The following is a 13,026-nucleotide window of genomic DNA, read 5'->3' on the forward strand; positions in this document are numbered from 1 at the left end:
ATGCCCCCGGGACCCCCATCGGGGTACCTAGCCGTCATCGGCGGCGGCGTCATCGGGCTGGCGGTGGCGCGCCGCGCCGCGCAGGCCGGCTGGTCGGTGCGGGTGCATCGCAGCGACCACCAGGGCGCATCCTGGGTGGCCGGCGGCATGCTGGCGCCGCACAGCGAAGGCTGGCCCGGCGAGGAGCGGTTGCTGCGGCTGGGGCTGGAATCGCTGCGGCTGTGGCGCGAGGGCGGTTTCACCGACGGGCTGCCGCCCGGGGTGGTCACCGCGCGCGAGTCGCTGGTGGTGGCCGTCGACCGCGCCGACGTCGCCGACCTGCGCACCGTCGCGGACTGGTTGTCCGGCCAGGGGCACCCGGTGGTCTGGGAATCGGCGGCCCGCGACGTCGAACCGCTGCTGGCGCAGGGCATCAGGCACGGCTTCCGGGCGCCCACCGAACTGGCCGTGGACAACCGCGCGGTGCTCGACGCGCTGGCCGCCGAGTGTGAGCGCCTCGGGGTGCGGTGGGCGCCGGCGGTGCACGAGCTGTCGCGCGTCGAGGCCGACGCGGTGGTGATCGCCAACGGCATCGACGCGCCGGCGTTGTGGCCGGGCCTGCCGGTGCGCCCGGTGAAGGGCGAGGTGCTGCGGCTGCGGTGGCGCAAGGGTTGTATGCCGTTGCCGCGGCGGGTGATTCGCGCCCGGGTGCACGGACGGCAGGTGTACCTGGTGCCCCGCGCGGACGGAGTGGTCGTCGGCGCCACCCAGTACGAGCACGGGCGCGACACGGCCCCGGTCGTGTCGGGGGTGCGCGACCTGCTCGACGACGCGTGCGCGGTGCTGCCGGCGCTGGGCGAATACGAGTTGGCCGAATGCGCCGCCGGGCTGCGCCCGATGACCCCTGACAATCTGCCGTTGGTGCATCGCCTGGATGCGCGGACGCTGGTCGCCGCGGGCCACGGCCGGTCGGGATTCCTGTTGGCGCCCTGGACGGCAGAACAGATCGTGTCCGAACTGGCCCCGGTGGGAGCACACCCATGATCGTTCTGGTCAACGAACAGAAGGTCGACGTCGACGCGCCCATCACGGTCGCCGCGTTACTGCAGTCCCTGGGGTTCCCGGACCGCGGGGTGGCGGTGGCCATGGATGACACGGTGCTGCCGCGATCCCGTTGGGCCACCGAGCTATTCGACGGTGCCCGGCTCGAGGTGGTGACGGCGGTGCAAGGTGGCTAAATCCGAGATGCCCAAGCTGACCATCGGAGACCGCAGCTTCGCGTCGCGGCTCATCATGGGGACTGGCGGCGCGAGCAACCTGGCGGTGCTCGAAGAGGCGCTGGTGGCCTCGGGCACCGAACTGACCACCGTCGCGATCCGCCGCGTCGACGCCGAGGGCGGCACCGGATTGCTCGATCTGCTCAACCGGCTGGGCATCACGCCGCTGCCCAACACCGCGGGATGCCGCGGCGCGGCCGAGGCGGTGCTCACCGCACAGTTGGCGCGCGAGGCGCTGAACACCAACTGGATCAAGCTCGAGGTGATCGCCGACGAACGCACGCTGCTGCCCGACGCGGTCGAATTGGTGCGGGCCGCAGAGCAATTGGTCGACGACGGATTCGTCGTGCTGCCCTATACCAACGACGATCCGGTGCTGGCGCGCCGGCTCGAGGACGTCGGCTGCGCGGCCGTCATGCCGCTGGGTTCGCCGATCGGCACCGGCCTGGGCATCACCAACCCGCACAACATCGAGATGATCGTCGCCGGGGCCGGCGTTCCGGTGGTGCTCGACGCCGGCATCGGAACCGCCAGCGATGCCGCGCTGGCGATGGAATTGGGTTGCGACGCCGTACTTCTGGCGACCGCGGTGACCCGGGCCGCCGATCCGGCGGCGATGGCCGCCGCGATGGCCGCCGCGGTCACGGCCGGGTATCTGGCCCGCCGCGCCGGACGGATCCCGAAGCGGTTCTGGGCGCAGGCTTCCAGCCCCAGCCTAAGTCAATGAATCGTTATGTGGCGCTGGGCAGTTCGATGGCCGCGGGCCCGGGCATCCGTCCCCGCGCGGCAGGGGCTCCGCGATGGTCGGGTCGATCCGCACGCAACTACGCCCACCTGATCGCGCAGCGTCACGGCTACGACCTGGTCGACGTCACCTTCTCCGGGGCGACCACCGCCCACGTGCTCGCCGAAAGCCAGCGCGGGGCGCCACCCCAGATCGCCGCGCTGGACGGCACCGAAAGTCTGGTCACCGTCACCATCGGCGGCAACGACGTCGGCTACATCCCGCTGCTGATGGCGGCGTCGCTACCGCGGGCACTGCGGCACCTGCCGTTGCTGGGGGACCGCATCACCGAACTGCTGGACCGCCAAGCGCGAGATGCGGCCTTGGACGCGGTGTTTGAATCGCTGTGCGCGGTCGGCCGGGAAGTGCGCCACCGGTCCGCGGGGGCACGGATATTCTTCGTCGACTACCTGACGATGCTGCCGCCGCCGGGTGTGCCGGCCGCGCCGCTGTCGAGCGCCGACGCCGACCTGGGTCGCCACGTGGCCGCGGCGCTGGAGACGATGACGGCCGATGCCGCCGCGGCGACCGGCTGCGGACTCATCCGCGCCGCCGCGGCCAGCCGGGAGCACCACGCATGGTCGGCAGAGCCCTGGACGACGCTGCCGACCCGCTTGGGTGTGTCACTGCCCGGACGCCCCGCTCCGTTGCACCCGAACGCCGACGGGATGCGTGCGGTAGCGGATTTGGTTGCGGCCGCGCTCTAAGCGTCAGCCGTTGGTGCGCCACCACTGGTAGAGCGCGTTGACATCGGAGTTGGCCGACGTGAGATGTCCCAACACGTTTTTGGCGTCGGTGGTCCAGGTCAGCGTCGCGTAGTTCTTGTAGGTGCCGCAGGCGATCTGGCCGCCCGTCTGGCCGTTCTGCTTCCAGGTTCCCGGTGACTGCCCGGCGTCCCCGCACGCGGCCAGGGACACGTCCTTGATCGTGGAACTGAACGCGGAGCCCAGGTTCGTGCTGTTGGAGAAGAGCGCGTAGACACCCGATCCCGGTCCGCTGGAGTCGGGGCTTTGCCCGCACACCAGTTCGGCCAGCTCGCCTGCCTCGGTCAGCTCTTGGGACTTGCAGTTGTTCAGGCCGTAACCCTTCGACAGCGAGGCGGCCAGCGTGTTCAGGTCCGCCGCGTTACCCGTGTTGGGTTCGGCGCTTGCGGTGGCACAACCCGCGAAAGCCAAACTGCCCGTAAAGGCTGTGGCCGACACGACTCGCAGCGCGGTGTTGAGATGTGACATTTTCCTGACTCCCTGCGGTTGATGGAAATAAAGAGGGGCGAACGTCTCTCGGTCATCTGTTCTTGAATCGGTTGCGGCCCTTCGCCGAATCTCACCCGTTGGCGCGCCACCACCGGTAGAGCGCGGCCACGTCGGTGTTGGACGCGCGCAGGTAGCTCAGCGTGTTCTTGGCGTCGGTGGTCCAGATGATCTCGGCGCCGTTGCGGTACGTGCCGCAGGCCGCCTGACCGGCGCTGTCGGCGGCGCCGTCCTTGTGCCAGGTCGACGGCGACTGGGTGGCGTCCCCGCAGGGGGTCAGGACGTCCTCTTTGATGGTGGCCTTAAACGAGGTGGCCAAGTTGGCGGCGTTGGTGAACAGGACGTACTTGGCCTGAACCGGGCCGCTCGGGTCGGGACTCTGCCCGCAGGTGAGTACCGCCAGTTGCGTGCTGCGGTCGATGTTTCCGGCGGTGCAGTTGTTCAGGCCGTAGCCCTTCGACAGCGAGGCCGCAAGCGCGTTGATATCCGACGGGTTGCCGGTGGTGGCCGGGTCCGCGCTCGCAGTGACGCCGCCCGCTAAGGCCGAACCGGCCATGAGGGCCGTTAAGACCGCTGCCCTCAGCACGTTGCTGAAATCAGACATGAATGGCTCCTTAACGGCGGCTTCTAAACACGGATAGTAGGTCTATGTCGTGGTAAAGCAATACGTTCCGCAGGCAATTGTCTGTGTAGGCATCCTTCGTCGGCTCAACGGGCAGAGGCCCAGGAAAATGATAGTGCCGCGCGGCTTGCGCCGCCCGCTGGCGAATTATGTTGAGTCCGGCGGTAATCGAGCCGCCCGGTGAATGCGGTGGCGTCTCCGGCGCGTTGCGCCCGGCCCGGCCTAAACCAGATTTTGCATTGCTAGTGCCGATCAGAGTCCGCTCGGGTATGGTTAGACCGCTTTACGTCAGCTAACTTCTCTGGACTGGAGAATCCATGACACAACCCCCTCCTCCGCCGCCCAATTACCCGCCGCCGTCTCCCGGTTACCCGCCGCAGCAGCCGGCCGGCGAAGCGCCGAATAACTATCTGGTGTGGTCGATTCTGGCGACCCTGTTCTGCTGTCTTCCCTTCGGAATCGTGGCGATAGTCAAGTCGAGCCAGGTCAATGGGTTGTGGGCGCAGGGACGTTATGCCGAGGCGCAGGCGTCCGCCGAAAGTGCCAAGAAATGGGTGATCTGGTCGGTAGCCATCGGCATCGTGGTGGGCATCATCTACGGCATTTTGATGGCGGTCGGCGCGCTCAACACGGACACCAACGCGGCACTCGCCGCGATGTTCTAAAGGTTCTAGAGTTCGATCATGGTGACCCGCTGGGGGGCGGCGCACGCGAGCTTGGGTGCGCCACTGGTCGTGGCCGCATCCACGACGCTGATGTGCGCCGCCATCTGGGCGGGTGACCCGACCACACCGAACGGTCCGCTGCCGGTCTGCCCCACCAAGGCGTTGTTGGGGATCGACTGTCCCGGCTGCGGCAGCTTGCGGATGGTGTATTCGCTCTTGCACGGCAACCTGTTGGCGGCCGCCAGGTTCAACGCGTTGGGCCTGGCGGCTGTCGCGCTGCTGGCGTGGGCCTACTTCTCCTGGACCTACGGGCGCCTGGTGGGCCGGCGCATCCGCAGCTGGCAGCACCGGCGCTGGGCCGCCGCCGTGACGCTGTCGCTGGTGCTGGCCTGGTTCGTGGTGCGCAACATCCCCTTTGCGCCCTTCAGCGCACTGCATGTCTGATACCGCCGTGTCCTGATCCGGGCCGGTTCGGCAGCGGTCTAACCTGGGGCGCGATGGTGAACAAATCCACGACGATTCCGGCGATGCTGGCCGTGATCGCCCTGACCGCGTTCTCGACCGGCTGCTCGCATCGGTCGTCCGACTCGCAGCAAACGCACCCCGGCGCGGCCGAATTCGCCGCCGGCCTGCGCGACAAGGTCACCACCGACGCGATGATGGCCCACCTGACCAAGCTGCAAGACATCGCCAACGCCAACAACGGCACCCGGGCGGTGGGCACGCCCGGCTACGAGGCCAGCGTCGACTATGTGGTGAACGTCTTGCGCGGCAGCGGATTTGACGTGCAGACCCCGGAATTCTCGGCGCGCGTGTTCCACGCCGAGAAGCCGGAGCTCACCGTCGGCGGCAAGTCGGTGGAGGCGCACGCGCTGGACTTCAGCCTGGGCACCCCGCCGGCCGGCGTGAGCGGGCCGCTCCTCGCCGCACCGCCGGACAACTTGGGTTGCGCGGCCGCCGACTACGCCGCCCTGCCGCTGCAGGGCGCCGTGGTGCTGGTGGACCGCGGCACCTGCCCGTTCGCACAGAAGGAAAACGCCGCGGCACAGCGCGGCGCCGTGGCGATGATCATCGCCGACAACGTCGACGAACAACAGATGGGCGGCACGCTCGGCCCGACCACCGAGGTGAAGATTCCGGTGCTGAGCGTCACCAAGTCGGTGGGGGTGCAGCTGCGCGGCCAGCCCGGCCCCACCACCATCAAACTCAACGCGAGCGTCCAAAGCTTCCGCGCCCGCAACGTGATTGCGCAGACCAAGACCGGGTCGGCGACCGACGTGGTGATGGCCGGGGCCCACTTGGACAGCGTTCCCGACGGGCCGGGCATCAACGACAACGGATCGGGCGTGGCCGCGGTGCTGGAAACCGCTGTGCGACTGGGGAATTCACCACCGGTGCGCAACGCGCTGCGGTTCGGCTTCTGGGGTGCCGAGGAACTCGGACTGATCGGGTCGCGCAACTACGTCGAGTCGCTGGACCTGACGGCGCTGAAAAACCTTGCGCTGTACCTCAATTTCGACATGCTCGCATCGCCGAACCCCGGTTATTTCACCTACGACGGCGACCAATCGCTGCCCGCGGACGCGCGAGGCCAGCCGGTGGTGCCGGAGGGCTCGGCCGGTATCGAGCGCACGCTGGTCGCCTACCTGAAGTCGGCCGGCAAGACCGCGCAGGACACCTCGTTCGACGGCCGGTCGGACTACGACGGGTTCACCCTGGCGGGCGTCCCCGCCGGCGGCCTGTTCTCGGGGGCGGAGGGGAAGATGTCCGCCGACCAGGCCAAGTTGTGGGGCGGCGCCGCCGATCAACCGTTCGACCCCAACTACCACCAGAAGACCGACACCCTCGACCACATCGACCGCACCGCACTGGGAATCAACGGCGGTGGTGTGGCCTACGCGATGGGTCTGTACGCGCAGGACCTCGGCGGGCACAACGGCGTCCCCGCCATGGCGGACCGGGTCCGGCACGTGCTCGCCAAGTCATGATGTCCCGGCTGGTCGCGACGCTGCTGCTGCTCGCCGCGCTGGTGGCCGGGTGTTCGGACACCCGGCCGGGGCAGCCGACGGCCACCCCGGACCTAGCGCACAGCTTGGCCAAACGGGTGAACGTCGAGGGCCTGCTGACCCATCTGCGCGCCCTGCAGAACATCGCCAACGCCAACGGCGGCAACCGCGCAGACGGCACACCCGGCTTCAACGCCACCGTGGACTACGTGGCTAAGACACTGCGAGACAAGGGTTTCGACGTACAGACGCCGCAGTTCGACCGGCTCTACACCGTGTCGTTGGGTAAGCCGGCGCTGACCGTTGCGGGTCGTACCTATTCGGTCGACCAGGCCTCGCTGCTGGTCCAAACGCCACCCGGCGGACTGACCGGCCAGCCGGTCCGGCCGGCCCAGCCCTCGGGCTGCGCGGCCACCGATTACCCGTCGCCCCTGCCCAAAGGGGCGATCGCCGTCGTCGACGACGCGCACTGTTCGGTGGTCGACAAACAGAACAGCGCGGTGGCCAAGGGCGCCAGCGCACTGATCGTGCTCAGTTCACCCACCGGGCGCGGCGCGCCGCCCACCCTGTTCACCCCCGGCTACTTCAAGCAGCTGACCGTGCCGGTCGCCGTATTGGGCGCCTACGGCGCCGCCGCGCTGTCCGGCTCCACGGCACCGGTACGCCTGGTGCTGGATGCGCAGAACGTCAACATCACTTCGCGAAACGTCGTGGCGCAGACCAAGACCGGGTCGGCCCACGACGTCGTCGTGGTCGGAGCCCACCTGGACGGCTCCCGCGCCGGGCCCGGGATCAACGACGACGGCTCCGGGGTGGCCGCCGTTTTGGAGACGGCGCTGCAACTGGGCCCGCTCGCCCCGGTCACCAACGCGGTGCGGTTCGTGTTCTGGGGAGCCGACGAGGACGGCCGCAACGGCGTCATGGACTACGTGTTCGGCATGGACCGCGACCAACTCAACGACATCGCGCTCTACCTGAACTTCACCATGCTGGGGTCGCCGAACGCGGGATTCTTCACCGACGACGGCGATCAGTCCGGCCCGCCCTCACCCAACGTCTCGGCCGCGGACGTGCCCGAGGGATCGGCCGGCATCGAACGCATGCTGGCCGGTTATCTGAACCTCGCCGGCAAGCGTCCCGCCGACCTGCCGTTGGATACCAGGGCCGACTACCACCCGTTCATGGTGGCCGGCGTGCCGGTCGGCGGCATGACCACCGGCGCCTCGCAGCCGAAAAGCCCCGTGCAGGCCCGGTTATGGGGTGGTCAGGCCGGCGTGGCGTTCGATCCCAACTTCCAGAGCCCTCGTGACACCGTCGACAACATCAACCGGGAAGCGTTGGCGGTCATGGGTTCTGGCGTCGGGTTCGTCGTCGGCAGCTACGCGGAATCCATCGGCGGGGTCAATGGCGTGCCGCCGCACAACAAGAGGCACCGCACCCGGGTGCCCTGAACCGCGACCGCCCACCGTTTAGCATGTCGGTGACACCCGTCGGCATCGCAGGGCAGGGGAGCGCATGGTCCAGATTCACGTAGAGCGCACCGTCGCGGCGGCGCCGCAACGCGTCTTCGATTGGCTGACCGACCCGGCCAACCTGACCACCGCTCCGTTGCTGCTCAGGGCCGGCTGGGCCGACGGCTCGTCGGGCCCAGGCGTGGGGGCAGTGCGCGAAGTGACGGGGCTGGGCGTGTGGTTGCGCGAACGGATCACCGCCTACGAGCCGCCGCACAACTACTCCTACCTCGTCGTCCGCTCGATACCCGCCTCGAATCACGAGGGCGGGACCGTGACGATCACTTCGTCGGGCGACGGCGCGCACGTCGACTGGGAGACCGCCTACACGGTTCCGGCCAGCGGGGGCGGCAAGGTGACCGAGGCGGTCACGTCGCCGCTGTTCCGCTGGACCTTCCGCGCCATCCTCGACCACTGCGCACGGGCGCTGGAACGCTAGCGGCATCGGTTGCCGCGTTCGTGTCGACGTTTGCTGGGTCGCCCGATTCCTGCTGCCCGTTATGGTCGATGCCTCTAGGATGAGTTTCCTTGATGCTGCGTCGTAGCCGGTCGGGATGAGGTTGGTCATGAAAAGCCATGCGCTCAGGTCGGCCCTCGTGTGGGCGGCGGCGGCACTCCTGGTGGCCGGCTGCACGACCTTCGTCGACGGACGCGCGCTGTCGATGCTCAACGATCCGTTTCTGGTCGGGGGGCTGCCCGCGACCAACGGACCCAGCGGGATCCGTTCGAACGCGCCCAGTCCCACCGGCAAGGTGCTCAACACCGACAACGGCCCCATCGACACACTCGCACTGCTGTCGGTCAACGACATCGAGGACTACTGGAAGTCGGTGTATGACCAATCGCTGCAGGGCAAGTTCGTTCCGCTCAGCAAGATGGTGTCCTACAACTCCACCGATCCCAGCAGCCCGATCGTGTGCCACAACGACACCTACAAGCTCGTCAACGCCTTCTACACCGGCAAGTGCAACCTGATCGCCTGGGACCGCGGCGTATTCATGCCCATGGCGCAGAAGTATTTCGGTGACATGTCCGTCACCGGCGTGCTGGCACACGAATTCGGGCACGCGCTGCAACAGATGGCGAAGCTGGTGACCAGACGCGACGCGACCATCGTCCGCGAGCAGCAGGCCGACTGCTTCGCGGGCGTCTATCTGTACTGGGTCGCCGACGGCAAGTCGCCGCGCTTCACGCTGAGCACCGCCGACGGGCTCGACCACGTGCTGGCCGGGATCATCACCACGCGGGACCCCGTCATGGACAGCGAGACCGAGAACGACGACGCCCACGGGTCGGCCCTGGACCGGATCAGCGCCTTTCAAATGGGATTCCTCAACGGCGCCTCGGCCTGTGCGGCGATCAACCGCAAGGAGATCGAGAAGCGCCGCGGCGACCTGCCGAACGCCCTGCGGGTCGACTCCAGCACCGGCGCACCCGAAACCGGCGAGGTGCCCATCAACCAGGACACCTTGTCGAATCTCATGGAGCTGCTGCGAAAGATCTTCGCCCCGGCCAGCCCGCCGGCGCTGTCCTACCAGCCGGCCGACTGCCCGGACGCCAAGGCCACCCCGCCGGCGTCCTACTGCCCGGGCACCAACACCATCGTGGTCGACCTGCCTGGCCTCGCCGCCATGGGCACGCTCGCCGACGAGAAGCAACAGACCCTGCCGCAGGGCGACGACACCGCGCTGTCGGTGGTGATGTCGAGATACGCGCTGGCCGTGCAGCATGAACGTGGCCTGCCGATGCAGAGCCCGTGGACCGCGCTGCGCACCGCGTGCCTGACCGGTGTGGTGCACCGCAAGATGGCCGAGCCGATCGACCTGCCCTCGCACAACCAATTGTTGCTGACCGCAGGCGATCTCGATGAGGCCGTCGCCGGCTTGCTCACCAACCATCTGGTCGCCAGCGACGCGGACGGCACCAGTGTGCCGGCCGGATTCACCCGGATCGCTGCGTTCCGCGGCGGCGTGACGGGCAACGCGGACGCCTGTTACTCGCGCTATCCCGGTTAACCGATCACCAACCGGGTCAACCGATTTCGGCGAGCCGGGGAATCACTTCGTCGCCCAGGCGTCGAACGAAGCCGACCGGATCCGGATTACCGGGGAACGGACCGGCATTGACCAGCTCGACGCCGAGTCCGGCGTAGCCCTCGACGGTCCGGAAATACCCGTCCAGGTCCTCGAACGGATTGACGAAGTAGCCGACCGTCTTGCGGATCTCGCCGGGGTCGCGGCCGACCGCCTCGCAATGACGGTTGAGCACCTCGATCTTGTGCTTGATCGCGTCGACCTCGGTCACCGTGGAATTCCAGATGTCGGCGTATTGCGCGACCAGACGCAACGTCTTTTTTTCACCGTCCCCGCCGATCAGCACCGGGGGACGCCGAATCGGTTGGGGCGCACAGATTGTCTCGGCCAGCTGATAGTGCTTGCCTTGGTACGGGCCGTCGTTGTCGCTCCACATCTGCCGGCAGATCTGCAGTGTCTCCTCGAGCATCTCGAAGCGTTGGCTCACCGGCGGATACGGAAAACCCAGGGCGGCGTGTTCCCGGTCGTACCAGGCCGCGCCGAGTCCCAACATCGACCGGCCCTGCGACAAGACGTCCAGCGTCGTGACGGCCTTGGCCAGCAAACCCGGATAACGGTAGGTGACGCCGGTGACCAACAGGCTCAGCTCGATTGTCGTCGTCTGTCCGGCCAGAAAGCCCAGTGACGTGTACCCCTCCAGGAACGGGTCCTCCGCCCGTCCCATGGCTTCCATCTGAAAGAAGTGGTCGGCCAGCGTGAACAGCGTCGCGCCGCCCTGCTCGGCCGCCTTGGCCGCCTCGGCCAGCGTCGGGCCCAGCCGGGCCGGGTCTCCCGGTAGGAAGTCGATGAAATGCAATCCCAATTCCATTGTTGCTCAGGTCCTTTCGCGTCCTCAATGCTCGGTCAAGCGCTCGAGCAGCGACAATGCGTCGACGATGACGCGCCGCTCGGCTTCGGTGTAGCGCTCGTGGATGGCGCGGGCCAACCACTCCTCGCGGGCGCGCCGGCCGCTTTCGGCACGCCGTTTGCCCGCCGGGGTCAGCGAAACCACCTGGCGCCTGCCGTCATTCGGATCCGGCTTGCGCTCGATGAGCCCGCGTTGGCCCAGGGCGGCCAGGATGGTGGCCATCGACTGCGGGCGCACCTGTTCGGCGCCGGCCAATACGCTGGCCGACGACGGGCCCTCTTTCCACAGCCGGGTGAGCACCGCGGTCTGTGACGGCGTCAGACCGTCGGTCGCGATGTCCTTCAGCCGGCGCCGTAACCGGCTGAACACCACCCTGATGTCCCGTGCCGCCGCTACCGCGGAGTCGCTGATGCCATCCACGCGACCACTCTATTTTAGACAGTCAAAACTGTCCAGTTTTGACTGTCTATTTCCGACCGAGCAGCTGCAGCGCGGCATCGACGGCCAACGCCGGCACGTTCAACGTCTTGGACCGCAGATCGTGGCGGGCGCTGGCGATCTCGACGACGGCGGTCGTGCCGGTGACCAGGGCGGCCGCGGCGCGCAGTTCGTCGGGCGTGCCGAACGGATCCGACGTGCCGTGCGTGAACACGGTCGGCACCGTGATATCGGGCAGGTGCTCGGTGCGCGCGCGTTCGGGTTTGCCCGGGGGATGGACCGGATAGGAGAACAGCGTCAAAACGTCCACCGCCGCCTCGCCGGCCGCGACGACCATGGACGTCTGCCGGCCGCCATAGGAATGGCCGCCGGCGATCAGCGGGCCGTCGGCCAGGCCGCGGCACACCGTGATGGCCTCGACGATGCCGGCCCGGTCGGCGGCGGCGGAACCCGACGGCGGCCCGGCGGGCCGGCGGCGCCGGTAGGGCAGGTTGTAGCGCACCGCCAGCCAGCCCCGTTGCGCCCACTCGTCGCAAACCTGCTGCAGCAGAACGGCATCCCGGTTGCCGCCGGCGCCGTGGGTCAGTACCACCACGCCCGTCGGCGGCCCCGTGGGCTCGTGCGCGACACCCGCGATCTCGTCGAGATTCATGCGATCACGACAGCCGAAACAGCGGGGAGACGGGGCCGTGCCCGTGGCCCAGTGGGTATGCGGCGCGCAGACATTCGGTCACCCAGCGCTTGCCGAACTCGACGGCGTCCGGCACGGTGAAGTTGTGCGCCAGCGCGCACGCCACGGCGCTGGCGAGCGTGTCGCCACCGCCGTGGTCGTTTCCCGTCGCGATCCGCTGGGCATCGAACTCGAAGAAATCGGCGCCGTCGTAGAGCAGGTCGCTGCTGCGCTCCGAGGACCGCAGGTGACCACCCTTCACCAGCACCCATTGCGGGCCCAGCGCATGCAGCGCCTTGGCCGCCGCCCGCTGCGACTCGGCGTCCACCACGTCGACGTCGACCAGCAGCCGCACCTCGTCGAGATTGGGTGTCACCAGCGTCGCCAACGGAAACAATTGGGTGCGAAGCGAATCCAGAGCCGCCGGCGCCATCAGCGCGTCGCCGTGCATCGACGCCGCCACCGGATCGACGACGAGCGGCACCGACAACCCCAGCCCGCGCCACGTGGTGGCCACGGTGTCGATGATTCGCGGCGACGCCAGCATCCCAGTCTTCGCGGACTGGATGCCGATGTCGCCGACGACGGCCTCGATCTGCCCGGCGACGACCTCGGCAGGAACCTCGTGAAAACTCCGCACGCCCAACGTGTTTTGGACGGTGACGGCGGTGACCGCGATGCACGCGTGCACACCCAGCAGCGCCATGGTGCGCATGTCGGCCTCGATGCCCGCGCCGCCCCCGGAGTCCGACCCGGCGATGGACAGCACCCGCCGCGGCGTCGTGCCGGGCGCGGGCAGCGGCAGGAACGTCACTGTGTCAGATTGCGGTGACCCGCCGCGCCCGGCTGCGCCGCGCTTGCGATCACCGCTGTCAGATGGCGGT

The 13,026-nt window shown here is 68.4% G+C and carries 16 protein-coding genes; 10 read left to right on the top strand and 6 right to left on the bottom strand.

Translation table 11 applies throughout. The features are described 5' to 3' along the window. From thiO to A5624_RS24670, 4 genes are read left to right on the top strand one after another with little or no spacing between them, the layout of a single operon-like run. Positions 1–1,023, top strand: a complete 1,023-nt coding sequence (thiO, locus tag A5624_RS24655) for a glycine oxidase ThiO (protein ID WP_066872548.1) — start codon at positions 1–3, stop codon at positions 1,021–1,023. Next, positions 1,020–1,217 (top strand): sulfur carrier protein ThiS, encoded by a 198-nt coding sequence (gene thiS, locus A5624_RS24660; RefSeq protein WP_066872420.1) that lies wholly within the window; start codon positions 1,020–1,022, stop codon positions 1,215–1,217. Before thiO ends, thiS begins: the two co-directional genes overlap by 4 nt. 7 nt (positions 1,218–1,224) lie before the next feature. Continuing rightward, positions 1,225–1,983, top strand: a complete 759-nt coding sequence (locus A5624_RS24665; RefSeq protein WP_066872551.1) for a thiazole synthase — start codon at positions 1,225–1,227, stop codon at positions 1,981–1,983. Then, positions 1,980–2,747 carry an SGNH/GDSL hydrolase family protein gene (locus tag A5624_RS24670; protein ID WP_066872423.1) on the top strand — a complete coding sequence of 256 codons (768 nt, stop codon included), beginning with the start codon at positions 1,980–1,982 and terminating at the stop codon, positions 2,745–2,747. Before A5624_RS24665 ends, A5624_RS24670 begins: the two co-directional genes overlap by 4 nt. A 3-nt stretch (positions 2,748–2,750) precedes the next feature. On the opposite strand, the gene A5624_RS24675 is transcribed toward A5624_RS24670, so the two are convergent. Both A5624_RS24675 and A5624_RS24680 read right to left on the bottom strand, forming a co-directional pair. Continuing rightward, positions 2,751–3,272: a serine/threonine protein kinase gene (locus A5624_RS24675; protein ID WP_066872426.1), complete on the bottom strand. Its 522-nt coding sequence runs from the start codon at positions 3,270–3,272 to the stop codon at positions 2,751–2,753. A gap of 91 nt (positions 3,273–3,363) precedes the next feature. Further along, positions 3,364–3,894, bottom strand: a complete 531-nt coding sequence (locus tag A5624_RS24680) for a serine/threonine protein kinase (protein WP_066872428.1) — start codon at positions 3,892–3,894, stop codon at positions 3,364–3,366. Positions 3,895–4,229: 335 nt separating this feature from the next. Between A5624_RS24680 and A5624_RS24685 the strand changes: the two genes are divergently transcribed. The 6 genes from A5624_RS24685 to A5624_RS24710 all read left to right on the top strand — a co-directional run bounded on the left by A5624_RS24685 (position 4,230) and on the right by A5624_RS24710 (position 10,109). Further along, positions 4,230–4,577 (top strand): CD225/dispanin family protein, encoded by a 348-nt coding sequence (locus A5624_RS24685; protein WP_066872431.1) that lies wholly within the window; start codon positions 4,230–4,232, stop codon positions 4,575–4,577. An 18-nt stretch (positions 4,578–4,595) separates the two neighbouring features. Continuing rightward, positions 4,596–5,021, top strand: a complete 426-nt coding sequence (locus A5624_RS24690) for a DUF2752 domain-containing protein (protein ID WP_066872434.1) — start codon at positions 4,596–4,598, stop codon at positions 5,019–5,021. Between the two features lie 53 nt (positions 5,022–5,074). Continuing rightward, positions 5,075–6,565, top strand: coding sequence for a M28 family metallopeptidase (locus A5624_RS24695; RefSeq protein ID WP_066872437.1), 1,491 nt, complete (start codon positions 5,075–5,077; stop codon positions 6,563–6,565). Continuing rightward, the gene (locus tag A5624_RS24700; protein WP_066872439.1) at positions 6,562–8,034 is read left to right on the top strand and encodes a M28 family peptidase; all 1,473 of its coding nucleotides are present in this window, start codon (positions 6,562–6,564) and stop codon (positions 8,032–8,034) included. The genes A5624_RS24695 and A5624_RS24700 overlap by 4 nt, the downstream gene beginning before the upstream one ends. A 64-nt stretch (positions 8,035–8,098) precedes the next feature. Next, entirely contained in the window at positions 8,099–8,533 is a 435-nt protein-coding gene (locus A5624_RS24705; RefSeq protein WP_066872442.1) for an SRPBCC family protein, read from the top strand. Between the two features lie 127 nt (positions 8,534–8,660). After that, positions 8,661–10,109, top strand: a complete 1,449-nt coding sequence (locus A5624_RS24710; RefSeq protein WP_066872445.1) for a neutral zinc metallopeptidase — start codon at positions 8,661–8,663, stop codon at positions 10,107–10,109. A 16-nt stretch (positions 10,110–10,125) separates the two neighbouring features. Here the strand turns inward: A5624_RS24710 and A5624_RS24715 are convergent, their stop codons facing one another. The 4 genes from A5624_RS24715 to thiD are packed head-to-tail and all read right to left on the bottom strand — an operon-like array spanning position 10,126 to position 12,956. Continuing rightward, positions 10,126–10,995 carry an LLM class F420-dependent oxidoreductase gene (locus A5624_RS24715; RefSeq protein WP_066872448.1) on the bottom strand — a complete coding sequence of 290 codons (870 nt, stop codon included), beginning with the start codon at positions 10,993–10,995 and terminating at the stop codon, positions 10,126–10,128. Positions 10,996–11,019: 24 nt separating this feature from the next. Further along, on the bottom strand, positions 11,020–11,454 hold the full coding sequence (locus A5624_RS24720) for a MarR family winged helix-turn-helix transcriptional regulator (RefSeq protein ID WP_066872451.1): 435 nt from the start codon (positions 11,452–11,454) through the stop codon (positions 11,020–11,022). Positions 11,455–11,500: 46 nt separating this feature from the next. Then, the gene (locus tag A5624_RS24725) at positions 11,501–12,124 is read right to left on the bottom strand and encodes an alpha/beta family hydrolase (RefSeq protein ID WP_066872453.1); all 624 of its coding nucleotides are present in this window, start codon (positions 12,122–12,124) and stop codon (positions 11,501–11,503) included. A 4-nt stretch (positions 12,125–12,128) separates the two neighbouring features. Next, positions 12,129–12,956, bottom strand: coding sequence for a bifunctional hydroxymethylpyrimidine kinase/phosphomethylpyrimidine kinase (thiD, locus tag A5624_RS24730; protein ID WP_066872456.1), 828 nt, complete (start codon positions 12,954–12,956; stop codon positions 12,129–12,131). Between the last annotated feature and the right edge of the window lie 70 nt (positions 12,957–13,026).

The sequence above is a fragment of the Mycobacterium sp. 1482292.6 genome (genome assembly GCF_001672995.1).
Lineage (GTDB): Bacteria > Actinomycetota > Actinomycetes > Mycobacteriales > Mycobacteriaceae > Mycobacterium > Mycobacterium europaeum_A.